This is a genomic window from Cupriavidus sp. 05L310 (assembly GCF_056398185.1).
The window spans coordinates 143,281-169,224 of the sequence record NZ_JBFTOX010000009.1 but is presented as its reverse complement, the minus strand read 5'-3'; the positions used below and the strand labels follow the sequence as shown (position 1 = coordinate 169,224).

Genomic DNA, 25,944 nt, shown 5'->3' with positions numbered 1-25,944 from the left:
TGGACAAGGAGAAAAAACGATGAACATCATCGAGCTGATCGAGAAAGACGAAATCGCGCGCCTGACCGCGAACAAGACCATCCCCGCATTCGCACCCGGCGACACCGTGATCGTCAGCGTGAACGTGGTGGAAGGTAGCCGCAAGCGCGTGCAGGCTTATGAAGGCGTGGTGATTGCCAAGCGCAATCGCGGCCTGAATTCGTCCTTCATCGTGCGCAAGATTTCGTCGGGTGAAGGCGTGGAACGTACGTTCCAGCTGTACTCGCCGCTGATCGCAGCGATCGAAGTGAAGCGCCGTGGCGACGTCCGCCGCGCGAAGCTGTACTACCTGCGTCAGCGTTCGGGCAAGTCCGCGCGGATCAAGGAAAAGCTGGCATACAAGTCGGCACCGGCCAAGGCTGCTGCTGCGGAGTAAGCCGCTGTCGCCACGATCGGTTCTGCCGGTCGTGGCTGCGCAAAAAGGGCACCTTCGGGTGCCCTTTTTGCGTCTGCGCACGGTATTTTGCTGCGGTGCATGAAGAACGGCTTGGCCGGCTTCTGTCATACTCACAACGATTATGCGTCCTGCCTTCGATCCCGAATCCCTCCCCATCGTCGCAACCGATACCCGGCATCCGCCGCTTGCGGATGCGCGCCTGCAGCCCGAGTTCATCCGCCACCGGCTGCAGTCGCCGCCGGCGTGGGCGCCCGAGCTGACTGACGAATCGCGTGCCTACGATCGCAGCCTCAAGCTGCGCGACGCGGCCGTGCTGGTGCCTCTGGTTGAGCGGGGCGACGGGCTGACCGTGCTGCTGACCGAACGCAATGCCAACCTGAGTTCGCACGCCGGGCAGATCAGTTTCCCGGGCGGCCGGCACGAAGCCTTTGATATCGACCGTGTTGCCACGGCGTTGCGTGAAACCGAAGAAGAAGTTGGGTTGGTGCGCGACTATGTGGAGGTGCTGGGCGCTCTGCCCGACTACATCACGGGCACCGGTTTCCATGTCAGCCCGGTGGTGGGCTTGGTGCGCGACGGTTTCACGCTGCGCCCCGATGCGCGCGAGGTCGCCGATGTCTTCGAGGTTCCCCTGGGGTTCCTGATGGACCCTTCCCATCACCAGCAGCGTCTGTTCCGCTGGGTGGACGGCGAGCGCCTGTTCTACGCCATGCCCTTCCCGCGCGAAGACGGCGGCCACCGCTTTATCTGGGGCGCCACCGCCGGCATGCTTCGCAACCTCTACCATCTGCTGGCTGCCTGATTGCCATCGGGCAGCCGTACAGGGAGCGATCTCAGGCCGCGGCAGCCTGGTCTTGGCCGATGCAGTGCGGGCAGCTCTTGCCCACCACATAGTGCGGGCTTTGCTGCTCCTCGGCGGTGACCACGGCGCGGCAGGCGAAGCACTGCTTCGGTCCGGCGGGCTCCAGGCTCGGGTTGAGCGCGGTGCGGTAATCGAAGACGAAGCAGTCGCCCTGATAGTGGCTGCCGCCCACTTCCTCGAAATACTTCAGGATACCGCCTTCGAGCTGGTAGACGTGCTCGATGCCGGCCTCCTGCATGTGGATGGCGGCTTTCTCGCAGCGGATGCCACCGGTGCAGAACGACACGATGGTCTTGCCCTCGAACTCCGCCTTGTGTGCCGCGATGGCCGGCGGGAAGTCGCTGAACTTGGCAATGTCGTAGTCGACCGCCTGCTCGAAGGTGCCGACCGCGACCTCGAATGCATTGCGTGTATCGAGCATCACCACCGGGCGGCCGGCGTCGTCATGGCCCTGGTCCAGCCAGCGCTTGAGCTCCACGGGCCGTACCGCAGGCGCGCGCCCTGCCTCGGGGCGGATCAGCGGCATTTTCATGGTGATGATTTCCTTCTTCTCGCGCACCAGCATGCGCTTGAAGGGCTGGTTCTCCGACAGGCTCTCCTTGGGCGCGATGTCGGCAAAACGCGGGTCGGCGTGGAGCCATCCCAGGAAGCCGTCTATGGCTTCGCGCACGCCGGCCAGGAACAGGTTGATGCCTTCCGGCGCGAGTAGGATGGTGCCCTTGAGCCCGTGGGCTTCGCAGCGCGCGCGCATTTCCGGGCGCAAAGCCGGGATATCGTCCAGCGTGACGAATTTGTAAGCGGAGATGTTTACGATCTGCATAGGTGGCGCACGCCCGGCCCGCGCATTGTGACCGCGCGGTAACTGCCTGATTGGAAAGGCGAAATTATAGCGCCTTGAAGGCCTCGTGCTGGTCTTTTCCGAGCGGCCGGGTTGGTCTTGCCGTGCGGTCCGTGGCGCAAAGAAGGCGGGCGAGGACATGCCGAGCCGGTACAATTACGCCCATGTCTGCACCTCGCTTCGTTCATCTCCGTCTCCATTCCGAATACTCCGTCGTCGATGGCATCGTGCGTCTTGAGGACGCCGTCGAGGCCGCCGCCGCCGATGGCATGGGCGCGCTCGCCCTGACCGACCTGGCCAACGCCTTCGGCCTGATCCGCTTCTACAAGGAAGCGCGCGGCGGCGGCGTCAAGCCCGTGGTCGGCGCCGACGTCTGGCTGACCAACGCCGACGATCGCGACAAGCCCACGCGGCTGCTGCTGCTGGTCCAGGACCGGCGCGGCTACCTCAACCTGTGCGTGCTGCTGTCGCGCGCATGGCTGTCGAACCAGTACCGCGGCCGCGCCGAGATCGATCCGGCCTGGTTTGACGAGGCCGGTGAAGAGGGCCTGCCGTTGGCCACTGGCATGATTGCTCTTTCCGGGGCCATGGGCGGTGATATCGGCGTGGCGCTGGCCAATGGCAATGAGGCGGTAGCGGCACAAGCCGCGGCGCACTGGGCCAAGGTCTTCCCGCAGCGTTTCTACATTGAACTGCAGCGTGCCGGCCAGCCCGGCACCGATGCCTATGTGCAGCAGGCGGTGCAGTTGGCGGCCAAAATGCGCCTGCCGGTGGTGGCAACGCATCCGGTGCAGTTCATGACCGCCGACGACTTCACCGCGCACGAGGCCCGCACCTGCATCGCCGAAGGCGAACTGCTGGCCAATCCGCGCCGCACGCGGCGCTTCACCACCGACCAGTATTTCAAGTCCCAGGACGAGATGTGCGCGCTGTTCGCCGACATCCCGTCCGCGCTGGAAAACGCGGTACAGATCGCGCGCCGCTGCAACCTCACGCTGGAACTGGGCAAGCCGCGCCTGCCGCTGTTCCCCACGCCCGACGGCATGTCGCTCGACGACTACCTCGTGCACCTGGCCAAGGAAGGCCTGGAAAAGCGCATGGCGGTGCTGTTCCCCGACGAGGCTGTGCGCGAGGCCAAGCGCCCCGAGTACTACGCCCGGCTGGAGTTCGAGACCGGCACCATCATCAAGATGGGCTTCCCAGGCTACTTCCTGATCGTGGCGGACTTTATCAACTGGGCCAAGAACAATGGCGTGCCGGTAGGGCCGGGGCGCGGCTCCGGCGCTGGCTCGCTGGTGGCCTATGCGCTCGGCATCACCGACCTGGACCCGCTCAAATACGCGCTGCTGTTCGAACGTTTCCTGAACCCGGAACGGGTTTCGATGCCCGACTTCGACATCGACTTCTGCCAGCACGGCCGTGATCGGGTGATCACTTACGTGAAGGAGAAGTACGGACACGCAGCCGTCTCGCAGATCGCGACTTTCGGCACCATGGCCGCAAAGGCCGCGGTGCGTGACGTGGGCCGCGTGCTTGACCTGGGCTACGGTTTCGTCGACGGCATCGCCAAGCTGATTCCGTTCAAGCCGGGCAAGCTCGTCACCATCGAGGAAGCCAAGAAGGAAGAGCCGCTCCTGACCGAGCGCGAGAAGAACGAAGAGGAAGTGCGCCAGTTGCTGGAGCTGGCGCAGCGCGTGGAAGGCATGACGCGCAACGTCGGCATGCACGCCGGCGGCGTGCTGATCGCGCCAGGCAAGCTGACCGATTTTTGCCCGCTCTATACCCAGGGCGCGCAGAACGACGGCATGAGCGGCGTGGTCAGCCAGTACGACAAGGACGACGTGGAAGCGGCAGGCCTGGTCAAGTTCGACTTCTTGGGCCTGACCACGCTGACCATCCTGGACTGGGCCGAACGCTATATCCGCCGGCTCGATCCGACCAGGGCGGACTGGAACTGCAGCCACATTCCGCTCGACGATGGCCCCGCCTTCGACATCCTCAAGACGGCCAACACGGTAGCCGTGTTCCAGCTGGAAAGCCGCGGCATGCAGGGCATGCTGAAGGACGCCAAGCCCGACCGCTTCGAGGACATCATCGCGCTGGTGGCGCTCTACCGCCCGGGCCCGATGGACCTGATTCCCAGCTTCTGCGCGCGCAAGCACGGCCGCGAGAAGGTGGAGTACCCGGACCCGCGCGTCGAGCCGGTGCTCAAGGAGACCTACGGCATCATGGTCTACCAGGAGCAGGTGATGCAGATGGCGCAGATCATCGGCGGCTACTCGCTGGGCGGCGCCGACTTGCTGCGCCGCGCCATGGGTAAGAAGAAGGCCGAGGAAATGGCCCAGCACCGCGAGCTGTTCCGCGCGGGCGCGGCCAAGAACGGCCTGACCGCCGAGAAGGCCGACGACACCTTCGACCTGATGGAGAAATTCGCGGGCTACGGCTTCAACAAGTCGCACGCGGCCGCCTATGCGCTGCTGGCCTATTACACGGCCTGGCTCAAGGCGCACCATCCGGCCGAATTCATGGCAGCCAATATGTCGCTCGCCATGGACGACACCGACAAGGTCAAGATCCTGCACGAGGATTGCAAGCTCAACCACCTCAAGGTGCTGCCGCCCGACGTCAACGCCAGCGAATACCGCTTCGCGCCGACCGATGCCAAGACGATCCGCTACGGCCTGGGCGGCATCAAGGGCTCGGGGCAGGGCGCCATCGAAGACATCCTGCGCGCTCGCGAGGAAAAGCCCTTCACCGACCTGTTCGACTTCTGCGAGCGCGTCGACCGCCGCCAGGTCAACCGCCGCACCATCGAGGCGCTGATCCGCGCCGGCGCCTTCGACAGCCTCAATGACAATCGCGGCCAGCTGCTTGCCTCCGTGTCGCTCGCGATGGAGGCCGCCGAGCAGAAGGCTGAGTCGGCCAACCAGGTCTCGCTGTTCGACCTGATGGCCGACGCCGGTGAATCGCACCGTCCCGAACTGGTCGACGAGCCGCGCTGGGCGCCCAAGCGCACGCTGCAGGAAGAAAAGCAGGCCCTGGGGTATTACTTCTCGGGGCACCTGTTCGATGCCTATCGTGACGAAGTCGGCCGCTTCCTCAAAGGCACGCTGGCCGGGCTGGAGAAGGAAGTACAGGGCAATGGCGGCGGCTATGGCCGCGATGTGCGCGGCAAGGTGATCGCCGGCGTCATTACCGGCATGCGTACCCAGATGACGCAGCGCGGCAAGATGCTGATCGTCTTGCTCGACGACGGCACCGGGCAGGTCGAGATGACCGTGTTCAACGAATTGTTCGACGCCAACCGCCATATGTTCCGCGAGGACGAGATGGTGATCGTGCAAGGCAACGCCCGCCATGACACCTTTACCGGCGGCGTGCGTTTCACCGCCGAATCGGTGATGGACCTGGTGGCGGCGCGCGCCAAGTACGCCGAAGCGGTCGGCCTGGCTTTCAATGGCAATGCCTCTACCGAGCTGTTGCGCGAACTGCTCACGCCCTACCTGGCGACGGTGGCCAACAGCCCTGGCTTGCCGGTGCGCATCAGCTATGCCACCACCGGTGCCCGCTGCGAGGCGGAGCTGGGCCGGCAATGGCTGGTTACGCCGTCCGAGGATGCGCTCGCGAGCTTCCGCTCGGCCTTGTCGGGCGAGAACGTTCGCATGCTGTACGGCTGACCCGGGCTGCCGGCAGGGCGGCAACGGCATTGCGCCGCCCTGATCGGTATTGCTGCCATCCCGTCATTCCATGGATCACACAAGCCCCGCATGGCTAAGCAACGCATCCTCTTTCACCTGACCCACTTCCTGCGCGGCGGCATCGAGACCTCGCTGGTGTCGCTGCTCGCCTCGCTGGATCGCGAACGCTTCGAGATAGGCCTGACCCTGACCTATCCGACCGAAGCACTGGAGACCCATTTCCGCGCGCTGTTGCCGCCCGACGTCAAGCTCCACATCCTCGCGCCGGAAGCCTGGCTGTCGCGTTGCCGGCAACTGAAGAAAGCGGGCAAGCTGGGCCCGCTTGGCAAGATCTACGAGGAAGTGCTGCTGCCGCCGCTGCGCAAGCCGCTGGTCAACCGGCGCTTTCGCGGCATCCTGCGCGACTATGACCTGGTGATCGACTACGACATGTCGCTGTCGCGGCTGACGGGGCGGTTGCCGGTGCCGATGATTGGCTACCAGCATTTCAGCGTGGCGCACCTTGAGCGCGAGAACCGCCGCAAGCTGCGCAAGCTGCGGCGCCAGTGCCGCGAGCACTATGACCGCATCGTCGTGCTCAATGACACCATGCTGGCGGATGCGCGGGCGCTGATTCCCGAGGCGGCCGGCAAGTTCATCCGCCTTTACAACGCCACCGATCTCGACCGCATTCGCGCGCTCGGCAAGGCACCGTTCAGCCCGCCGGCCCATCCCTACATCGTTTCGGTGGGGCGGCTGGAGGAGAGCCAGAAGGATTTCACCACGCTGCTGCGGGCCTACGCGGCGCTGGTCAGGGGCACGGGTTTGCGCGAGCGGCTGGTGCTGGTGGGCGACGGCGCTTCACGCGGCCGGCTTGAGGCGCTCGCGCGCGAGCTGGGTATCAGCGAGCGCGTCAGCTTTGCCGGCTTCCAGCCCAATCCCTATGCCTGGATCCACCATGCGCGGCTGATGGCATTCAGCTCCAAGATGGAGGGACTGCCGAATGTGCTGCTGGAAGGCATGGCGCTCGGCCAGTTCGTGGTGAGCACCGATTGCCCTGTGGGCCCGCGCGAGATCCTGGCCGAGGGCAAGGCCGGGCTGCTGACGCCGGTTGGCGATGTGCCCGCGCTGGCGGAGGCGATTCGCCGCGGGCTGGAGGACGAGCCGCTGCGTGCCCGGCTGCTGGCCTATGCGGCGGTCCATATCGAGCAGATGGGCTTTGGCCCGACCTCGGCAGCTTTCGGCGCTTGCGTCGACGATCTGCTGGGCGCTCCATGCACGGGGGCGGCAACCCCTACCGCGGCTGCTCCTGCCGCTTCTGCTGCTGCAGGTACCACAGCTTGATGTACTTGTAGTAGCTGGCCTGGCCGTTCATCAGCGCCACGCCGAGGCCTTGCGCGCCATCCAGAAAGCCGCGGCGCAGCAGGTAGGTCCGCAGGAAGGCCCAGGCGCCATGCAGCGCGGCGCCGGCGGGCGAGGCCGTCTTGCCGCGCGCCAGGCCCTGCCGGGCGCCCAGGGTGGAGTATTGGTCGATCTTGCGCAGCACCTGCGAAAAGTCGTCGTAGGTGTAATGCAGCAGCGGCGTGTTCAGCTTGCCGGTGGGGCCGTCGGAGATCACGCGTTCATGCACGAGATCGTCGGTGAAGCGGGCGCGGCCGCGCCGGAACAACCGTGTGACGTAGTCGGGATACCAGCCGCCGTGGCGGATAAAACGGCCGCAGAAACGCGACAGGCGCGGCATTTCGTAGGCGTCGGCCTGGCCGGACGCGATCGCCGCGAGGATCTCGTCGCGCAACTCGGGAGTGACCCGTTCGTCGGCGTCGATGGAGAAGATCCAGTCGCTGTCGGCCTTCGACACCGCCAGGTTTTTCTGGGCGCCGAAACCCGGCCAGTGCTCGGTTTCGAAGACCTCGGCACCCAGGCTGCGGGCCAGTTCGACCGTCCCGTCCTGGCTACCCGAATCCACTATAATCGCGCGGTCGCACCAGGACACGCTTTCCAGGCACTCCCGGATATTGTGTGCCTCGTTTTTTGTAATTAGTACGACTGAGATTCTCATAGAGTTTGCTTATGGTGTTTCGTGCGACCAAACAGGCATGGCTGGCCAACGGGCTGGTCCTTGCTTTCCCCGTGCTGCTGCTGAGCGTACCGCGCGGCGCGGGCATCTTCATTGGCGCGGTGGTGCTGGCCATGCTGCTGGGCTGGCGGGGCATGGGCCTGACCATGGCGCGGTATCGCTCCCTGCTGGTCCCGCTCGGGCTAGCCATTCTAGCGGTACTTGTGGTGTGCATCGCATCCAAGCTGCTCTTCGGCCTGCGCTGGAGCGCGATCGATAACCCCACGCGCGTGCTGCTGGCCCTGCTGACCTGCCTGGCGGTGCTGCGGCATCGCCCGGACAGCCGCATGCTCTGGTACGGGATTCCACTGGCGCTGGTGTCCTGCCTGCTGATCGTGGCGTACCAGTTCCTGGTGCTGCATGATGACCGCCCGGCGGCGTGGACCCAGCCTATCGCCTTTGCCAATATGGTGGCGGCGTTCGGGCTGATTGGATTTGCGCGGCCGGGCCATCGCCGGCTCGACCATGCGCTGGCATGGGGGGGGCTGGTGGTGGCGGGTGCCGTGCTGGTCCTCAACGGATCGCGTGGCGCCTGGCTGTCCCTGGCCCTGACCATGGTCCCGCTGCTCGCGGTGCGCTACCGCCGCATCCGGCTGCCGGCCTTTATCGGCATGGTGGCATTGCTGGCGGCGTTAGCGGGGGCGCTCTATCTGGTGCCGGGCAGCCCGGTCGCCAAGCGGGTGGACCTGGTCGGCCAGGATGTTGCGCAGTTCGAGGCCGGCAATGCGGATACCTCGACCGGCGCGCGCCTGCTGATATGGCAAATGGCGGCCACGGCGTTCGCAGCGCATCCATGGAGCGGGATCGGCCTGAGCCAGTTCCGCCAGCTGACGGAGGCACTGCCGGCCTGCCAGGTCAGCCGCAGCCACCAGTTCTGCCTGGAGCATGCCCACAACGACGTGATGGAGGCGCTTGCCACCATGGGCGTGCCCGGCCTGATTGCCGTCATGTCGATTTTCCTGGTGCCGGCCTGGCTGTTCTTCGGGCTCTTGCGCCAGAGCCGCCGCCAGGGCGACGAGCGTGGCGAGTGCCTTGCCGCGGCCGGACTGGCGGTCGTCATGGCCAGCCTGATTGGCGGCCTGACCCAGGTCACGATGGCCCACCAGGCAAATATCGTTTTCTATGCCGGCGTGATCGGGCTCTTGCTCGGGCTGGCTGCAGTACAAGCAAAGTATCCCCGGACCGACGGGGTGGAGAAACCGTGAAAGTCCAAGAACAAAATGCACCCCCGGCACAGGAAGCCGACACCCTGAAGCGAGTCTGGTCATACCTGCGTCCGGAAATGCGCATCTTCATCGTTGCCATCATCGCGATGGCGGCTGTGGCGGGCGCCGAAGGGATCATGCCGAAGGTCGTCAATGACCTGCTCGACAACGGTTTCGGCGGCGCATATGCCGGCAAGCTCTGGCACGTGCCGGCGCTGCTGATTGGCGTGGCACTGGTACGCGGGGTGGCGCAGTTCGCTTCCGGCTACCTGCTCGCCCTGATCTCCAACCGGGTGCTGCTGAAGATGCGTATGCAGATGTTCGAGCGCATGCTGCATGCGCCCGCGCTGTTCTACCATCGCAATACCGCGGCGTCGCTGATCAATGCGGTGATCTTCGAAGTCAACCAGGTCATGCAGATCCTGACCGGCGTGCTGATCACCCTGGTGCGCGATTCGCTCACCGTGTTGGCGCTCCTTGTCTACCTGTTCTATACCAACTGGAGCCTGACGCTGGTGGTGGCGGTGATCCTGCCGGTGATCGGCTTCGTCATGGCCAAGGTCAATCGCCGCCTGCGCCGCCTCAATCGCGACCACCAGGCGCTGACCAACACCGCCGCCTACGTGGTCGAGGAAGCCGCCGGTGGCTACAAGGTGGTCAAGCTGCATGGCGGCGAAGCCTATGAGACGTCGCGTTTCGCGGCCATGGCTGAGCGCCTGCGTGGCTATTCCATGCGCATGGCAGTGGCGGGCGGCCTGAACCAGCCCGTCACGGCATTCCTGGCGGCGCTGGCGCTGTCGGTCATCCTCACCATCGCGATGATCCAGTCGCAGACCAACCACACCACGGTGGGCAGCTTCACCGGCTTTGTGATGGCGATGCTGCTGCTGGTCTCGCCGCTCAAGCACCTGACCGACCTGAACCAGCCGCTGCAGCGCGGCCTGACCGCGGCCGAGATGATCTTCGGCCTGATCGATGAGCCGGTCGAGCCGCAGAACGGCGGGCTGCCGCTTGAGCGCGCGCGTGGCGAGCTGGTATTCGAGAAGGTGGGCTTCCGCTACGGCGATGCCGCCCGTCCGGCGCTGGACAACATCCACTTCAACGTCAGCGCCGGCGAGGTGGTGGCGCTGGTGGGGCCGTCGGGCAGCGGCAAGACCACGCTGGTCAACCTGGTGCCGCGCTTCTTCGACCCGACCGAGGGCCGCATCCTGCTGGACGGCAAGACGATCGACGCGTTCTCGTTGCAAGACCTGCGTCGCCAGATCGCTTTTGTCAGCCAGGAGGTGGTGCTGTTCAATGACACCGTGGCCGCCAATGTTGCCTATGGCGTGCATCCCGCGGCGGACATCGATATGGTGCGCGTCGAGCGCGCGTTGGCCGCCGCCTACCTGACCGATGTGGTCAAGGGCCTGCCGCAAGGGCTCGATACCAATATCGGCGACAACGGCATGAAGCTCTCCGGCGGCCAGCGCCAGCGGATGGCGATCGCGCGCGCTCTTTACAAGGACGCGCCGATCCTGATCCTGGACGAAGCGACCTCGGCACTCGACTCGGAGTCCGAGCGCCAGGTCCAGGCCGCGCTGGAGGCCTTGATGGTCGGCCGTACCACGCTGGTGATCGCGCACCGCCTGTCCACCATCGAGAACGCCGACCGCATCGTGGTGCTCGACCACGGCCGGGTGGCGGAGCATGGCACCCACGCCGAACTGCTGTCGGCCGAGGGACTCTACGCCGGACTCCACAAGATCCAGTTCGCCACCCAGTAATCCGGTTTTTCGCTGCCCGCGGCAGCTGTTGCGGGCGGTTCATGCGCAGTGCAAAGAGGGGGATACCCCCGAAGGAGACCACAATGACCGCATCCACGCCGCCGCTGAGCCGCTATCCGGTTCCCGCCATCGCCGAGCTGCCCGAGGACATCCGGGCGCGCATCCTGGAAGTCCAGGACAAGGCTGGTTTCGTACCCAACGTGTTCCTCACGCTGGCCCATCGGCCGGACGAATTCCGCGCCTTCTTCGCCTACCACGACGCGCTGATGCTCAAGGACGGGGGGCTGACCAAGGGCGAGCGCGAAATGATCGTGGTTGCCACCTCGGGCGCCAACCAATGCCTGTACTGCGTGGTGGCGCATGGCGCCATCCTGCGCATCTACGAGAAGAAACCGGAGCTGGCCGACCAGGTGGCTGTCAACTACCGCAAGGCCGACATCACGCCGCGCCAGCGCGCCATGCTCGACTTCGCTCTCAAGGTCTGCCAGGCCTCCAGTGAGGTGGGCGATGCCGATTTCGCTGCACTGCGCAAGCATGGGTTCAGCGACGAGGACGCCTGGGATATTGCCGCCATCACCGCCTTCTTCGGCTTGTCCAACCGCATGGCTAACACCATCAGCATGCGGCCCAACGAGGAGTTCTACCTGATGGGGCGCGTGCCGAAGGCAAAGTAGGGCGGCGTGCTGCTCTTCGGAGGCGGGGCCCGTCGCGCCCGTCTCCTTATCCTGTTTCCCATTGCCGGCGCGTGCTGCGCGCTACCGGATCTGCGCGCACGTGCCGCTGCGCGGGTTGAACAGTACCGGCCACGCCTGTTCATAGATGCCCGGGGTGCAATGCTGCTCGCAATGCGCATGGGCGAGCGTGACGCGCCGCGGATCCTGCCACACCATCAGCGTGCAGCCGCTGTCGTCGATGGCCCGCAGTTCGATGTGCGGAGTCTTGCGCACCTGGCGGAACTCGGCGAGATCGAAATGGCAGGAGCCACGCCTGCCCACCCAGAGTTTCCAGGACAGACTGCGCACGTCGTTGCTCACCACTTGCATATGCGCATCCTCGCGGAAGCCGTCTTCCTCGGTGCGCTGGCAATTGGCGGAGATATCGATGTCGCGCGGAACAATTGGCGTCGGCCGTTCGCGGACAACAGCGGGGGGCGCCGCGGGGGGCTCAGGTGCGCGCGCGGCGGGTGGGGCCGGCGGCAGTGTCACGGTGCATGCCGTCAGCGCGGCGACAAAAAGCCACGGCCACAGAGGCCAGCACTTGTTCTTCATGGTGACTCCTTGCGCCCGGTGTCGCGGCGCGCGCGATGCGCTGGCGAGGCGCATCCCATATCACTATTTATAGTGGATGGCGCAAGGAAGGCGAGCCCAAACAGCCCGGACTGCTACATCAGGATGATGTCGTACTGCTCCTGGTGGAAGGTCGATTCCACCTGCAGCGAGATTGGCTTGCCGATGAAGTCGCCGAGCATGGCCAGATGCTGGCTTTCTTCCTCCAGGAACAGGTCGATCACTTGCTGCGAGCCGAGGATGCGGAATTCGCGCGGGTTGAACTGGCGCGACTCGCGCATGATTTCGCGCAGGATGTCGTAGCACACCGTGCGCGGCGTCTTGACCTGGCCCTTGCCCGTGCACACGGGGCATTGCTCGCACAGCACGTGCGCCAGCGATTCGCGGGTGCGCTTGCGGGTCATCTCCACCAGCCCGAGCTGCGAGAAGCTGTTGACGGTGATGCGCGTGCGGTCGCGCGACAGTGCGCGCTTGAGTTCCGACAGCACCTGGTCGCGGTGCTCGGTGTTCTCCATATCGATGAAATCGATGATGATGATGCCGCCCAGGTTGCGCAGCCGCAGCTGGCGCGCAATCGTGTGCGCCGCTTCCAGGTTGGTCTTGAAGATCGTGTCGTCGAAGTTGCGCGCGCCGACGTAGCCACCGGTGTTGACGTCGATGGTCGTCATGGCCTCCGTCTGGTCGATCATCAGGTAGCCGCCTGATTTCAGGTCGACCCGGCGCGACAGGGCCTTTTCGATTTCGGCGTCGATATTGAAGAGGTCGAAGACAGGGCGCTCGCCGGTGTAGTGCGACAGGCGCGGCAGCACGGCCGGGGTGTATTCCTCCGCGAACTCCACCAGCTTCTGGTAGTTCTCGCGCGAATCCACCTGAATCACGTTGGTGGCGTCGTTGACGAAGTCGCGAAGCACGCGCTGGGCCAGGTTGAGATCCTGGTACAGCAGGCTGGGCGCTGGCAGGGTGGTGGCATTCTGGCGGATGGAGGCCCAGATCTTGCGCAGGTAGGCGATATCGTTGCCGAGCTCCTCGTTGCTGGACTCCTCGGCAATGGTGCGCACGATAAAGCCGCCGCGTTCGTCCGCCGGTACCAGGCTTTGCACGCGCGAGCGCAGGGCTTCGCGGTCGACCTCGCCCTCGATGCGCTGGGAGATGCCGATGTGCGGGTCCTGTGGCAGGTAGACCAGGGTGCGTCCGGCGATGCTCACCTGGGTGGACAGGCGCGCGCCCTTGGTGCCGATCGGATCCTTGATGACCTGCACCATCAGCGCCTGGCCTTCATAGAGCGTCTTCTCAATCGCCACGGGCGCGGCATTGCCGTTTTTTTCCGGGTCGCGCGGATGCCAGATATCGGCGACGTGCAGGAATGCGGCGCGTTCGAGCCCGATGTCGATAAAGGCGGATTGCATGCCGGGCAGCACACGTACGACCTTGCCCAGGTAGATATTGCCGACGAGCCCGCGCGACAGCGTGCGCTCGACATGGAGTTCCTGCACGGCGGCCTGCTGCACGATGGCCACGCGCGTTTCCTGCGGTGTGATGTTGACGAGGATGTCTTCAGTCATAGTGGATGAAACTCGTCGCCGGCTGACCGGCCAGGGGGTTGTCCGCACTGCGCCGCCATGCGCTCCGGGGCGCTGCCTTGGCCAGGGCAGCCGCGGGGTAGCGGAAAGGGCGGCGGCGGGGTTCTCAGAACCGCAGTTGGGCCTGTCTGAGCAGCGAAGCGGTCTCAAACAGGGGCAAACCCATGATACCCGAATAGCTGCCGTCGATTCGCGCGACGAACTCCGCCGCGCGGCCCTGGATGCCGTAGGCGCCGGCCTTGCCGGCCGGCTCGCCGCTGGCGACATAGGCCGCGACTTCATCGGCCGTCATGGGCCGGAAACTGACCTCGGAGACCGAAAGCGCGTGGCGCAGGCCAAGCGTGGACACGACGGTCACGGCGGTCAGCACGCGGTGGGTGCGGCCTGCCAGCGCCGCCAGCATGCGCGCGGCGTCGGCGTCGTCGGCGGGCTTGCCGAGGATTTCGCCGCCCAGGCAGACGGTGGTGTCCGAGGTCAGGATCGGGGCGTCGGGCAAGGCGCGCCGTTCGCGCCGGCGCAGCGCGGCCTCGGCCTTGAGCGCGCATACGCGCTGCACGTAGTCGTCGGGGCTCTCGCCCGGCAGAACGGTTTCCAGCGCCTCGGCGTCTTCGGTGTCATCGGCCAGCAGCAGTTCGTAGGCGACGCCAAGCTGGGTCAGCAATTCGCGCCGGCGCGGGCTCTGGGAGGCGAGGTAGAGGAAGGAATGGGTCACGGCAGGGCAGTCGGGGATCCGGGGAAATGTGCCGGCGGCATGCGCCGCTTCGGTCGCATTGTACCTGCCGGCCTCGCCCGCTGCGTGCCACTGGCGGCGGCCAGCCAGCTTCAGGCGCGATGGTACGGATGATTCTGCGTCACCGACCAGGCGCGGTAAAGCTGCTCGGCCAGCAGTACGCGCACCATGCCATGCGGCATGGTCAGGCTGGACAGGCGCAGCAGCGTCTGCGCGCGCGCCTTCAGCGCCGGATCCAGCCCGTCCGCGCCGCCGATCAGGAAGGCGACGTCGCCGCCTTCGCGCTGCCAGTCGCCCAGCTGGGCGGCGAGTTGCACGGTGGTGAGATCGCGCCCGCGCTCATCCAGTGCCACGATGCGGCATTGCTTGGGCAGCGCCGCCTCGATGCGGGCCGCCTCGCGCTGCATCACGGTGGTGGCGTTATTGCTCGACGAGCGCGCCTCGGGCTTGATTTCGCGCAGCTCGATGCGCAGCTCGGGTGGCATGCGCTTCGCGTACTCGGCGAAACCGGTTTCGATCCAGCCGGGCATCTTGTGGCCAACGGCCACGATCAGCAACTGCATGACGGGAAGCGGAGCGGTTCCGCTCAGGCCGAGCGGGTGGTGCGCTTGCGCGCGGCCGGTGCCTTGGTGGCAGCCGTCTTCGCGGGTGCCTTGGCGGCCGTTTTGGTCGCTGCGGTCTTGGTGGCGGTCTTGCGTGCCGCGCCGGTACCGGCGGCGGTCTTGCGCGGCGCGGCGGACTTGGCCGGCGCCTTGCGTGCCGGGGCCGAGCCCAGCGCGCTGGTCAGGCGCTTCTGTACGGTCGGGGCGCGGTTGGTGGCGATGGCGTCCGGATCGGTGTCTTCATGGCCAAGCGGCGGCGAAGGCTCTTTCATGCCTTCGGGCAGGCGGGCCAGGGCCGGGCGCAGGCCGGTGGCGCGGCGTGCGGTGCGCACCACCGGGCTGTCGTCCTCGTCTTCGCCGTCGATGGGCTCGCTGGCCTTGGCCAGGCCCTTCTTGGCGGTGGACAGCTTGAGCCGTACCGGCTTGTCGCCCCAGAGTTCTTCCAGGTTGTAGTACATGCGCAACTGCGGCTGCATGATGTGGACCACCGCGTCGCCGCAGTCCACCAGCACCCATTCGCCCGTTTCCAGCCCTTCCACCGCGACGATATGGCCGCCGGCGTCCTTGACGGTATCGCGGACCGAGGCGGCCAGCGCCTTGGTCTGTCGGTTCGAAGTCCCGCTGGCGATCACCACCCGGTCGAACAGTTCCGTCAGGTGGGTGGTGTCGTACACCTTGATGTCCTGCGCTTTGACATCCTCGAGGCCGTCGACGATGGCGCGTTGCAGTTTACGAATATCCATGGTGCTTTTTCAGTTCAGCTGAGATCGGTTTGGGGGCGGGCCGGGATGGGCAGATCCGACTGGGTCGGCCGATACAGGCCGCGGCTCGCGATGTAGTGTGCCACGCCGGACGGCAGCTGGTCATCTGCCGGTTGTCCGGCAGCCAGGCGTTGGCGTAGGGCGGTGGAGGAGAGGTCGACGGCTAGCGTCTGGTCGATCCACATGCGGCCGGAGGGCATGGATTGTATCAGGTCGGTGGACGCCCGCCGCGCGGCGAGCTCTTCCCGCACCGGACCATCGAGTTCGGCGAGGTCGAAACCGGGTCGCGTCGCCACGCAAAGGTGGACGTCGGCGAACAGTTCCTGCCAGCCATGCCAGGTGTGCAGGCGCAGCAACTGGTCGGCACCCATGAGCCAGGCCAGCGAAGCGGTGGGGCCATAGTGCTGGCGCAGTTCGTGCACGGTATCGACGGTGTAGCTGGGGCCCGCGCGATCGACTTCCATGCGGCTGGCATGGACCAGCGCGCGCGTGTCGGACAGCGCCTGCGCGGCCAGTTCGGTCATGGCGAGGCGGTCGGCGGCGGGGGTGACGTCGTCGCCTTTTTGCCATGACTGGCCGGTCGGGATCCAGACCAGTTCGTCCAGTTCGAGATGCTCGATGCAAAGCCTGGCCAGCGCCACGTGGCCGATATGGGGCGGATCGAAGGTGCCGCCGAGGATGCCGAGGCGGTAGGGGCGGGTGCGGTTGCTTGCGTCTGCCGCGTTGGCGGTGAGCGGTCGTGCAATGTCGTGTGCCATGGGGTTGCCGTCAGGCCCACTCGCGCACGGGCAGGAAGTCGGTGTACAGCGCGCTTTCCGCGCTGCCCGGCTCCGGCTGCCAGTCGTAGCGCCAGCTTGCCAGCGGCGGCATCGACATCAGGATCGATTCGCTGCGTCCGCCCGATTGCAGCCCGAAATGCGTGCCGCGGTCGAATACCAGGTTGAATTCCACATAGCGGCCACGGCGGTAGGCCTGGAATTCCCGCTCGCGTTCGCCATAGGGCGTATCCTTGCGCGCCTGCAGGATCGGCAGGTAGGCCTCCAGGAATGCATCGCCCACGGATTGCATCATGGCAAAGCTGCGATCGAAGCCCAGCGCGGAGAAGTCATCGAAGAAGATGCCGCCAATGCCGCGCGCTTCGCCCCGGTGCTTGAGGAAGAAGTATTCGTCGCACCATTGCTTGAAGCGCGGATAGAGTTCGCCGCCATAGGGCGCGAGCGCATCGCGGCAGGTGACGTGGAAGTGCCTGCAGTCTTCGGCGTTCCCGTAGTACGGCGTCAGGTCCATGCCGCCGCCAAACCACCAGACCGGCTCGGCGCCATCCTTCACCGCCATCAGGCAGCGCACGTTCATGTGCACGGTCGGGACGTAGGGATTGCGCGGGTGGAACACCAGCGAGACGCCCAGCGCCTCGAAGCCGCGGCCGGCCAGCTCGGGCCGGTTGGCCGTGGCCGAGGGCGGCAACGCGTCGCCGCGCACGTGCGAGAAGCCCACGCCGGCGCGCTCCATCACGGCGCCACCTTCCAGGATACGGGTGCGGCCGCTGCCGCGCAGGCGCTCGGTGGGCGGCTTCTCCCAGGCATCGGTGGAAAACGCCGTGCCGTCGATGGCGGCGACAGCGTCGGTGATACGGTCTTGCAGACCGAGCAGATAGGCACGGACTGCCTGGGAATCGATCATGGTGTGCGGGCGGGTGGCCGGAGCGGTGACGGCCGGGCAGGTCAGTTAACCTGCCCGGCCGTCATGGCGATGTCATGATTGTACTGGCTGGGACAACACTTGGCCGGATTCGGCAAATTCAGCGCAAAGCGCCGTAACGGGCCAAGAAATCGTAGTGAGCGGCCCGCCATGGGCCGCGCGGCGGATCTATTCGTCCCTTTACCGTTTGATGGCGCGGTAGCCGATGTCGGTGCGGTACTGCATGCCATCGAAGTGGATCTTCTCGGCCGCGCTGTAGGCCGCGCGTTGTGCTGCCTTGACGGTATCCGCCAGCCCCACCACGCACAGGACACGGCCGCCCGTGGTCAGCAGGGTGCCGTCCTTGAGCGTGGTGCCGGCGTGGAAGGTCACGCTTTCCTCGGTCTCGGCCGGGATGCCGGTAATGGCGTCGCCCTTGCGCGGAGCGTCGGGATAGCCATAAGCGGCCATCACCACGCCCAGCGCGGTGCGGCGGTCCCAGTCCAGTTCGATCTCGTCGAGCTTGCCGGTGACCGCGTGCTCCATCACGTCGACCAGGTCGGTCTTCAGGCGGGCCAGGATCGGCTGGGTTTCCGGGTCGCCCATGCGGCAGTTGAATTCCAGCGTCTTGAGGTTGCCTTCGGCGTCGATCATCAGGCCGGCGTAGAGGAAGCCGGTGTAGACGATGCCGTCCTTTTCCATGCCGCGCACGGTCGGCATGATGATCTCGCGCAAGGCGCGGGCATGCAGCGCGGGCGTGACCACCGGCGCCGGCGAATACGCGCCCATGCCGCCGGTGTTGGGGCCGGCGTCGTGATCGAGCAGACGCTTGTGGTCCTGGCTGGTAGCCAGTGCGAGGACGTTCCTGCCGTCCACCAGCACGATAAAGCTGGCCTCCTCGCCTTCGAGGAATTCCTCGATCACCACGCGCGCGCCGGCATCGCCGAGGCGGTTGTCGGCCAGCATCATGTCGACCGCGGCGTGCGCTTCTTCCAGCGTGGCGGCAACCACCACGCCCTTGCCGGCGGCCAGGCCGTCGGCCTTGATCACGATCGGCGCGCCCTGCGCGTCGATGTAGGCATGCGCCGCGGCGGCGTCGTTGAAGGTCTGGTAGGCGGCGGTCGGGATGCCGTGGCGCTGCATGAACGCCTTGGCGAAATCCTTGGACGATTCCAGCTGGGCCGCCGCTTGCGTGGGGCCGAAAATGCGCAGGCCCTTGGCACGGAAGATATCGACGATGCCGGCCGCCAGCGGCGCCTCGGGGCCGACTACCGTGAAATGCACGCCCTCGCGCTCGGCAAAGGCGGCCAGCACTTCCGGATCCGTCAGGGGCACGTTCTGCAGACGCTTGTCGAGCGCGGTGCCGCCATTGCCCGGCGCCACGTACACCACCTGCACCTTGGGCGACTGGGCCAATTTCCAGGCCATCGCGTGTTCACGACCACCCGAGCCGACAACCAATACTTTCATGATCTACTGCCAGAAAAAATGACGCATGCGAAATGCGAAAAGCGGCAGCCATGGCTCATCGAACCGCGCTGCCGCCGTGAGGCGAGGTCTTGCCCGATCCCGCCTTACTCCTCGATCACCGCGTTGGTGAAGACTTCCTGCACGTCGTCCAGGTTTTCCAGGGCGTCGAGCAGCTTTTGCATCTTGACGGCGTCGTCGCCGGAGAAGCTGACTTCGTTCTGCGGCTTCATCGTGACGTCGGCCATCTCGGCCTTGAAACCCGCGGCTTCCAGCGCGGCCTTGACCGTGGCGAAATCGTTGGGCGGGCACAGCACTTCGATCGATTCGTCGTCGTTGGTGACGACATCGTCGGCGCCGGCTTCCAGCGCGACTTCCATCAGCTTGTCCTCGGCGGTGCCGGGGGCGAACAGGAACTGGCCGCAGTGGGTGAACATGAACGCCACCGAGCCTTCCGTGCCCATGTTGCCGCCGTTCTTGGAGAAGGCATGGCGCACTTCGGCCACGGTGCGGGTACGGTTGTCGGTGAGGCAGTCGACGATGATGGCCGCGCCGGCCAGGCCGTAGCCCTCGTAGCGGATTTCTTCGTAGTTGGCGCCTTCCAGGCCACCCACGCCGCGCTGGATGGCGCGCTGGATGTTGTCCTTCGGCATGTTCGCGTCCATCGCCTTGTCCATGGACAGGCGCAGGCGCGGGTTGGAATCGGCATCGCCGCCGCCGAGCTTCGCGGCGACGGTGATTTCCTTGATCAGGCGGGTCCAGACCTTGCCGCGCTTGGCGTCAGCGGCGGCTTTCTTGTGTTTGATATTGGCCCATTTTGAGTGACCGGCCATGATTCTCTCCGAAGCGCAAAACGTTTGATGCGCGCGCCCTGACGGCGCGCGCCGGCCGTGCCGGGCGAACAACGGGTGATCGGCGGCACGGCTGGATGGTGTTGTGTGTCTGTGAGCCGGCCTGGGGGCTGGCTATAATCAGCCCAGCATTTTATCACGCGGCCCCGCCGCCGCCGGTCCCGCGATCACGGGGGGCGGCGCACGGGCGGGGACGGTCGCGGCGATGCCGCTGTGCTGCCTGCCAACCAGAGAAACCATGGCCGAACCCATCCTCATCGCCAAGAACGCCGAGCTCGAACTTGCCCTGCTGCCCGAGATGGGCAACCGGCACGGCCTGATCACCGGCGCCACCGGCACCGGCAAGACCGTGACGCTGCAAAGCCTGGCCCAGGGTTTTTCGCGGCTGGGCGTGCCGGTCTTCATGGCCGACGTCAAAGGTGACCTGACCGGCATCTCCCAGCCGGGCAAGCTCTCCGACAAGCTCAAGGCGCGCCTGGCTGACCTGGGCCTGCCCGAGCCGGCGTGGGGCGCCTGCCCTACCACGCTTTGGGACGTCTTCGGGCAGAAGGGCCATCCCGTGCGGGCGACGGTCTCGCATATGGGGCCGCTGCTGCTGTCGCGCATGCTGGACCTCAACGACACCCAGCAGGGCGTGCTCAACCTGGTATTCCGCATCGCCGACGCCAACGGGCTGTTGCTGCTCGACGCCAAGGACCTGCGCGCCATGCTGCAGTACGTGGGCGACAACGCCGGGCAGTTCACCACCGAATACGGCAATATCTCGGCAGCCTCGATCGGCGCCATCCAGCGCGGCCTGATGGCGCTGGAATCGCAAGGCGCCGATGCGTTCTTCGGCGAGCCCATGCTCAACCTGGATGATTTCATCCAGACCGAGAACGGGCAGGGCGTGGTGAATATCCTGGCCGCCGACAAGCTGCTGAATTCGCCCAAGCTCTACGCCACCTTCCTGTTGTGGCTGCTGTCGGAACTGTTCGAGAAGCTGCCCGAGGCCGGCGATCTCGACAAGCCCAAGCTGGTGTTCTTCTTCGACGAGGCGCACCTGCTGTTCAACGACGCGCCCAAGGGCCTGCTCGACAAGATCGAGCAGGTGGTGCGCCTGATCCGCTCCAAGGGCGTTGGCGTGTATTTCGTCACGCAGAATCCCGTCGATATTCCCGACACGGTGCTGGGGCAGCTCGGCAACCGCGTGCAGCATGCGCTGCGCGCCTTCACGCCGCGCGACCAGAAGGCTGTCAAGGTGGCGGCGACCACCATGCGCGCCAAGCCAGGCCTGGACCTGGAGAAGGCGATCGGGGAACTCGGCGTGGGCGAGGCGCTGGTGTCGCTGCTCGACGCCAAGGGCATTCCCGGCATGACGGAACGTGCCTGGATAATGGCGCCCGGCAGCCGGATCGGCCCCATCACCGATGACGAGCGCAAGCAGTTGCTGGCTGCGTCGCTGGTAGCCGGCACCTACGAGCAGGCGATCGATCGCGAGTCGGCCTACGAGAAACTCAAGGGCCGGGCGGTCGCGCCGGCGTCATCCCCGTCCACCGCCGGCAACGGCGCGCCAGCGCCCACGGCAGGCCAGCCGGAGCAGGCACCCGCACAGGGTGGCGGCTGGCTCGACCAGGCGGGCGAAATCTTTGGCGGGCTGACCAAGGGCACCGGCAAGACCGGGCGCGGCGATTCCATCCTGGAGTCGATGGCCAAGTCGGCGGCGCGCACGGTCGGCTCGCAAGTCGGGCGCGAGCTGATCCGCGGCGTGCTGGGCAGCCTGCTGGGTTCCGGCAAGAAGAAATAGGCGAAAGCCGGACGGCGCCGGCGGCCGGTTCAGCGGCGTTGCGCCGCCGCCTCGTCTTCCCGCATCTTGCGCAGGAACAGCCGGGTGAAGAACCACCCCATGCCGATGATGAAGCCAATGACGCCGAGGCTCATCAGCCCGGTGCCGGTGGTAAACAGGATCTTCAAGGCTGCCATCTGGGTCTCCCTGGTCAGGCACGGCACACCGGATCATGTGCCGTTGCCGCCAGTCTAGGCAGACCCCTCGCCGCGCGGGTTGAGGCGGATCAAGCCGGGCGCAGAGAGCGCGCGGCCTGATCCGTTTTCAAGGGAACGCTCAGTTCTTGGTCCCGAACAGCCGGTCGCCGGCGTCGCCCAGGCCCGGAATGATGTAGGCGTGCTCGTCCAGATGGCTGTCCAGCGAGGCCACGAACAGCTTCACGCCTGGGTGTGCCTTCTGGAAGACTTCCACGCCTTCCGGCGCAGCCACCAGCGCGACGAAGGTGATCGCCTCGTCCGCGACGCCGCGGCGCTTCAGCACGTCGACCGCGTGCGCGGCGGAGTAGCCGGTGGCGACCATCGGATCGCACAGGATAAAGCTGCGGTCTTCCACATCGGGCAGGCGAACCAGGTATTCCACGGGGCGATGCTGGTCATCTCGGTAGACACCGATATGACCGATGCGCGCCGAAGGAATCAGCTCGACCAGGCCGTCGCTCATGCCCACGCCGGCGCGCAGCACCGGCACGATGGTGAGCTTCTTGCCGGCAATCACGGGTGCATCCAGTTCGACCAGCGGCGTCTCGATGTGACGCGTGGTGAGCGGCAGGTTGCGCGTGATTTCATAGCCCATCAGCAGCGTGATCTCCCGCAGCAGTTCGCGGAATGTGCGCGTGGACGTGTCCTTGTCGCGCATATGGGAGAGCTTGTGCTGGATCAGCGGGTGATCGAGGATGTACAGCTTGGGGAAACGCGGATCTTGCTTCATGGCGGGTAGGCGGCTGGAGTGGGCGCGAAGGCCCGGTGCAGCCGGATTGTAATGGATGCGCAGCCGCGCGCCCCCGGCAGTGTCCCGGCCGGCAGCGCGCGGGGCCCGCCGCTCAATCCACCGAGATGCTGGCGCTCTTGGCGACCTTGCCGAATTTCTCGTACTCGGACAGCGTCAGCGACTGCAGTTCCGCCGCGCTCGAGCCCTTCGGGTTGAAGCCCGCCTGGACCAGCTTGTCCTTGACGTCCGCATTGCCCAGCGCCTCGACGAAGGCGGCATTGAGCGCCTGCACCACCGGCGCGGGCATGCCGGCGGGCCCGTACACGCCGAACCACGGCTCGACAGCGTAGCCAGCCAGGCCGGCCTCGGCCAGCGTCGGCACATTCGGCAGGGCGGGCGAGCGGCTCTTGCCGGCCACGGCCAGCGCGCGCAGCTTGCCGCCCTGGATGTGCGGCAGCGAGGCGGGCAGGTTGTCGAACATTACCTGCACATGGCCGCCCAGCATATCGTTGATGGCCGGGCTGCTGCCTTTGTATGGCACATGGGTAAGGCCCGCCTGCGTCATCTGCGAGAACATCGCGCCGGCCAGGTGCATCGACGTGCCGGTTCCCGCGGTCGCGTAGGTCAGGCCGGGGTGCGCCTTGGCATAGCTGACCAGTTCCGACACGGTTTTCACCGGCAGGCTGTTGCTGACTTCCAGCACGATGGTCGAGGTGCCGAGCAGGCTCACCGCGGTGAAGTCCTTGCGCGGATCGAATGGCACGTGCTTGTAGATATGCGGGTTGAGCGCATTGGTCGAGATCGCGCCGAAGCCGATGGTGTAGCCGTCCGGCGCGGCCTTGGCGACCGCCTCCATGCCGATATTGCCGCCCGCTCCGGGGCGGTTTTCCACCACCACCGGCTGGCCGAGCTTCTCGGCTACTTTCTGGCCGACGGTGCGCGCGACCAGGTCGGTGGTGCCGCCTGCGGCATAGGGCACGATAAAGCGGATCGGCTTGGCGGGGAAATCCGCGGCGCTGGCGGCGCCGGGCAACCAGCCGGCCGCGAGCGCGGCCGCCGCGGCCACGGCGGCCATCAGCGGGCGGGCGCCATGCTGGCCGGTCCGCGGCGCGCGACGATTGCCGCGGAAGGCGAAGCGAGGGGACACTAGGGAAAGGGGTGCTGCCGTCATGAGTGAATGCTCCTGGTTCTTCTTATTGGGCACGTGTCGCACGCGCCGAGCGGCGAGCTTACGGCAGTTTCAGGATGCCTGCCAGCGGCGCCGTCGCCGCCATCCGGTCGAAACCGGAGCCAGGCAGGAGAGGGTGCGTTGCATGGGGGATTCCTCAAGGAAGGTGACATCGCCCAGCGGCCGCACGCAGGGCAATGGGCGCCGGATGCAGTTGACTCTTTTCGAATACAATGGCTCGCGTCTTCAGCGGTCCGCCTTGCCCTCGGCGGCGCGCGGCCCTTCTATCCGGCTTTCCCGTGTCAGCATCCCAGCTCTCCAGCACCAGCAGCGTGTCTCCCGCCCAGCCGGCATCGCAGCGCGCCGGCCTTGCCGTGGCCGCCGTCGGCGCCATCCTCTTCTCCGGCAAGGCGATCGTCGCCAAGCTGATGTACCGCTACGACGTCGACGCGGTCATGGTCATCAGCCTGCGCATGCTGTTCGCCGTGCCGCTGTTCATGGCCATCGGCTGGTGGCAGTCGCGCCGGCTGCCGGCGCTGTCCTGGGCCGACCGTGGCCGCATCGTCTTCCTTGGCATCATCGGCTACTACCTGTCGAGCTTCCTCGACTTCCTCGGGCTGCAGTACATCACCGCAGGGCTGGAACGGCTGATCCTGTTCCTGACGCCATCCTTCGTGCTGCTGGCCAGCGCGGTGCTGTTCAAACGCAGCATCAGCACCCGGCAATGGCTGTCCTTGCTGCTTGCCTATATAGGCATCGTGCTGGTTTTCGCGCATGATCTCGACGTGAGCGGCAGCGGCGTGTGGCTCGGTGCCGCGCTGGTGCTGGGCAGCGCACTCACCTATGGCATTTACCTGATTGCCTCGGGCGAACTGGTGCAGCGTATCGGGTCGCTGCGGCTCGTGGCCTATGCGATGTGCGTTTCCACCGCCTGCTGCGTGGTGCAATACCTGGTGCTGGGACGTCCGCTGGCGGCGCTGTTGCAGCCGGCGCCGGTGATGTGGCTGTCGCTGGTCAACTCGGTGTTCTGCACGGTGCTTCCGGTGTCGCTGACCATGGTGGCGGTGGCGCGCATCGGCGCGCCGATGGCGTCGCAGGCGGGCATGCTCGGGCCGGTGTCCACCTTGTTTCTCGGCTTCTGGCTGCTGGGCGAGCCGATCACCGGCGTGCAGCTTGCCGGCAGCGCATTGGTGATGGGCGGGATATATTTACTGTCGGCGCGCCCCGGAGCCAAGGGGCGCGGCGGTGCGAAGGGCACGCAGGATAACAAGCAGGCGGGTGGCCGCCTCGATGACACAAGGAGTCGATGAGATGGATCTAGGATTGCGCGGCAAGCATGCGCTGGTGTGCGGCGCCAGCAAGGGTCTCGGTTTCGCCTGCGCCGATGCGCTGGCTGCCGAAGGCGTGGACGTGGTGATCGTGGCGCGCGGCGCCGAGGCGCTGGAAAAGGCGGCGGCGGACCTGCGCGCGCGCCACGGCCGGCGCGTGGTGCCTGTCGCCACCGACATCACCACCCCGGCGGGGCGCAAGCTGGCGCTGGACGCCGTCGCCAAGCTGGGCGACCTGGACATCCTCGTCAACAACGCGGGCGGGCCGCCGCCGGGCAACTTCCGCGACTGGGACCGTGATACCTGGCTGGCAGCGATCGATGCCAATATGCTGACGCCGATCGAACTGATCAAGGCCACTGTGGATGGCATGATCGCGCGCAAATGGGGCCGCATCATCAATATCACCAGCGGTGCCGTCAAGGCGCCGATCGACGTGCTCGGGCTGTCCAACGGCGCACGCTCCGGCCTGACCGGCTTCGTCGCCGGGCTGGCGCGCGAAGTGGCGCAGCATGGCGTGACCGTCAACAACCTGCTGCCCGGCCCGTTCAATACCGACCGCCTCTACAAGACCATGGAAGGCGGCGCCAAGCAGGCCGGCCTGTCCATCGAGGAAGTCGCGCAGCGCCGCGCCGCGTTGAACCCGAGCCGCCGCTTCGGCGAGCCGGCCGAGTTCGGCGCCACCTGCGCCTTCCTGTGCAGCCGCCAGGCGGCCTACATGACCGGGCAGAACGTCCTGCTCGACGGCGGCGCTTACCCCGGCACGTTCTGAGCGCCTGCCCCCCTCCGGGCGGTGGCAGTGCCGCCGCCCGGCGTGTTTCCCGCCGGGCCGCACCGGCCCG

Annotated in this window: 24 protein-coding genes; 10 read left to right on the top strand and 14 right to left on the bottom strand. The window is 66.3% G+C overall.

Annotated features, from left to right (window positions below; all coding sequences use genetic code 11):
- The first annotated feature begins 19 nt into the window (after positions 1-19).
- The gene (rplS, locus tag AC1DS6_RS08970; RefSeq protein WP_035859392.1) at positions 20-415 is read left to right on the top strand and encodes a 50S ribosomal protein L19; all 396 of its coding nucleotides are present in this window, start codon (positions 20-22) and stop codon (positions 413-415) included.
- 142 nt (positions 416-557) lie between these two features.
- Entirely contained in the window at positions 558-1,238 is a 681-nt protein-coding gene (locus tag AC1DS6_RS08965) for an NUDIX hydrolase (protein ID WP_045238663.1), read from the top strand.
- 31 nt (positions 1,239-1,269) lie between these two features.
- On the opposite strand, the gene AC1DS6_RS08960 is transcribed toward AC1DS6_RS08965, so the two are convergent.
- Positions 1,270-2,118, bottom strand: coding sequence for a sulfurtransferase (locus AC1DS6_RS08960; RefSeq protein ID WP_035859395.1), 849 nt, complete (start codon positions 2,116-2,118; stop codon positions 1,270-1,272).
- A gap of 182 nt (positions 2,119-2,300) precedes the next feature.
- Here AC1DS6_RS08960 and dnaE point away from each other — a divergent pair, with 182 nt between their 5' ends.
- Positions 2,301-5,813: a DNA polymerase III subunit alpha gene (gene dnaE, locus AC1DS6_RS08955; RefSeq protein ID WP_441634412.1), complete on the top strand. Its 3,513-nt coding sequence runs from the start codon at positions 2,301-2,303 to the stop codon at positions 5,811-5,813.
- Between the two features lie 90 nt (positions 5,814-5,903).
- Positions 5,904-7,157: a glycosyltransferase gene (locus AC1DS6_RS08950; RefSeq protein WP_441634410.1), complete on the top strand. Its 1,254-nt coding sequence runs from the start codon at positions 5,904-5,906 to the stop codon at positions 7,155-7,157.
- Here AC1DS6_RS08950 and AC1DS6_RS08945 read toward each other — a convergent pair.
- Positions 7,108-7,872 carry a glycosyltransferase family 2 protein gene (locus AC1DS6_RS08945; RefSeq protein WP_441634408.1) on the bottom strand — a complete coding sequence of 255 codons (765 nt, stop codon included), beginning with the start codon at positions 7,870-7,872 and terminating at the stop codon, positions 7,108-7,110. The genes AC1DS6_RS08950 and AC1DS6_RS08945 overlap by 50 nt on opposite strands.
- Positions 7,873-7,883: 11 nt before the next feature.
- On the opposite strand from AC1DS6_RS08945, the gene AC1DS6_RS08940 reads away from it, so the two are divergent.
- From AC1DS6_RS08940 to AC1DS6_RS08930, 3 genes are all read left to right on the top strand, one after another.
- The gene (locus AC1DS6_RS08940) at positions 7,884-9,134 is read left to right on the top strand and encodes an O-antigen ligase family protein (protein WP_477102454.1); all 1,251 of its coding nucleotides are present in this window, start codon (positions 7,884-7,886) and stop codon (positions 9,132-9,134) included.
- Entirely contained in the window at positions 9,131-10,900 is a 1,770-nt protein-coding gene (gene msbA / locus AC1DS6_RS08935; RefSeq protein ID WP_477102453.1) for a lipid A export permease/ATP-binding protein MsbA, read from the top strand. The genes AC1DS6_RS08940 and msbA overlap by 4 nt, the downstream gene beginning before the upstream one ends.
- Before the next feature lie 83 nt (positions 10,901-10,983).
- Complete coding sequence (locus tag AC1DS6_RS08930) at positions 10,984-11,574, top strand: peroxidase-related enzyme (protein ID WP_441634402.1); 591 nt, start codon at positions 10,984-10,986, stop codon at positions 11,572-11,574.
- 81 nt (positions 11,575-11,655) lie between these two features.
- Here AC1DS6_RS08930 and AC1DS6_RS08925 read toward each other — a convergent pair whose 3' ends face one another.
- From AC1DS6_RS08925 to AC1DS6_RS08885, 9 genes are all read right to left on the bottom strand, one after another.
- Positions 11,656-12,168, bottom strand: a complete 513-nt coding sequence (locus AC1DS6_RS08925) for a hypothetical protein (RefSeq protein ID WP_477102452.1) — start codon at positions 12,166-12,168, stop codon at positions 11,656-11,658.
- Between the two features lie 113 nt (positions 12,169-12,281).
- Positions 12,282-13,748, bottom strand: a complete 1,467-nt coding sequence (rng, locus tag AC1DS6_RS08920; protein ID WP_477102451.1) for a ribonuclease G — start codon at positions 13,746-13,748, stop codon at positions 12,282-12,284.
- A gap of 124 nt (positions 13,749-13,872) precedes the next feature.
- Positions 13,873-14,496 (bottom strand): Maf family protein, encoded by a 624-nt coding sequence (locus AC1DS6_RS08915; protein WP_081861993.1) that lies wholly within the window; start codon positions 14,494-14,496, stop codon positions 13,873-13,875.
- Positions 14,497-14,588: 92 nt separating this feature from the next.
- Positions 14,589-15,059 (bottom strand): 23S rRNA (pseudouridine(1915)-N(3))-methyltransferase RlmH, encoded by a 471-nt coding sequence (gene rlmH / locus AC1DS6_RS08910; RefSeq protein ID WP_035859413.1) that lies wholly within the window; start codon positions 15,057-15,059, stop codon positions 14,589-14,591.
- A 23-nt stretch (positions 15,060-15,082) separates the two neighbouring features.
- Positions 15,083-15,841: a ribosome silencing factor gene (rsfS, locus tag AC1DS6_RS08905; RefSeq protein WP_477102450.1), complete on the bottom strand. Its 759-nt coding sequence runs from the start codon at positions 15,839-15,841 to the stop codon at positions 15,083-15,085.
- 14 nt (positions 15,842-15,855) lie between these two features.
- Positions 15,856-16,617 (bottom strand): nicotinate-nucleotide adenylyltransferase, encoded by a 762-nt coding sequence (locus AC1DS6_RS08900; protein ID WP_441634394.1) that lies wholly within the window; start codon positions 16,615-16,617, stop codon positions 15,856-15,858.
- 10 nt (positions 16,618-16,627) lie between these two features.
- A complete protein-coding gene (gene hemF, locus AC1DS6_RS08895; RefSeq protein WP_441634392.1) occupies positions 16,628-17,539 on the bottom strand; it encodes an oxygen-dependent coproporphyrinogen oxidase in 912 nt (303 codons plus the stop codon).
- 198 nt (positions 17,540-17,737) lie between these two features.
- Positions 17,738-19,006 (bottom strand): phosphoribosylamine--glycine ligase, encoded by a 1,269-nt coding sequence (purD, locus tag AC1DS6_RS08890; RefSeq protein WP_035859419.1) that lies wholly within the window; start codon positions 19,004-19,006, stop codon positions 17,738-17,740.
- 104 nt (positions 19,007-19,110) lie between these two features.
- Complete coding sequence (locus AC1DS6_RS08885; protein ID WP_035859421.1) at positions 19,111-19,836, bottom strand: YebC/PmpR family DNA-binding transcriptional regulator; 726 nt, start codon at positions 19,834-19,836, stop codon at positions 19,111-19,113.
- Between the two features lie 256 nt (positions 19,837-20,092).
- On the opposite strand from AC1DS6_RS08885, the gene AC1DS6_RS08880 reads away from it, so the two are divergent.
- The gene (locus AC1DS6_RS08880; RefSeq protein WP_477102449.1) at positions 20,093-21,640 is read left to right on the top strand and encodes a helicase HerA-like C-terminal domain-containing protein; all 1,548 of its coding nucleotides are present in this window, start codon (positions 20,093-20,095) and stop codon (positions 21,638-21,640) included.
- A gap of 29 nt (positions 21,641-21,669) precedes the next feature.
- Here the strand turns inward: AC1DS6_RS08880 and AC1DS6_RS08875 are convergent, their stop codons facing one another.
- The 3 genes from AC1DS6_RS08875 to AC1DS6_RS08865 all read right to left on the bottom strand — a co-directional run bounded on the left by AC1DS6_RS08875 (position 21,670) and on the right by AC1DS6_RS08865 (position 23,681).
- Positions 21,670-21,816: a DUF3149 domain-containing protein gene (locus tag AC1DS6_RS08875; protein ID WP_081861985.1), complete on the bottom strand. Its 147-nt coding sequence runs from the start codon at positions 21,814-21,816 to the stop codon at positions 21,670-21,672.
- Positions 21,817-21,955: 139 nt separating this feature from the next.
- Entirely contained in the window at positions 21,956-22,606 is a 651-nt protein-coding gene (gene upp / locus AC1DS6_RS08870) for a uracil phosphoribosyltransferase (RefSeq protein WP_035859424.1), read from the bottom strand.
- 112 nt (positions 22,607-22,718) lie between these two features.
- Positions 22,719-23,681 carry a Bug family tripartite tricarboxylate transporter substrate binding protein gene (locus tag AC1DS6_RS08865; RefSeq protein WP_035859426.1) on the bottom strand — a complete coding sequence of 321 codons (963 nt, stop codon included), beginning with the start codon at positions 23,679-23,681 and terminating at the stop codon, positions 22,719-22,721.
- Positions 23,682-24,073: 392 nt separating this feature from the next.
- On the opposite strand from AC1DS6_RS08865, the gene AC1DS6_RS08860 reads away from it, so the two are divergent.
- Both AC1DS6_RS08860 and AC1DS6_RS08855 read left to right on the top strand, forming a co-directional pair.
- Complete coding sequence (locus AC1DS6_RS08860) at positions 24,074-25,084, top strand: DMT family transporter (RefSeq protein WP_441632131.1); 1,011 nt, start codon at positions 24,074-24,076, stop codon at positions 25,082-25,084.
- A gap of 1 nt (position 25,085) precedes the next feature.
- A complete protein-coding gene (locus AC1DS6_RS08855; RefSeq protein ID WP_035859428.1) occupies positions 25,086-25,874 on the top strand; it encodes an SDR family oxidoreductase in 789 nt (262 codons plus the stop codon).
- Positions 25,875-25,944: the final 70 nt, after the last annotated feature.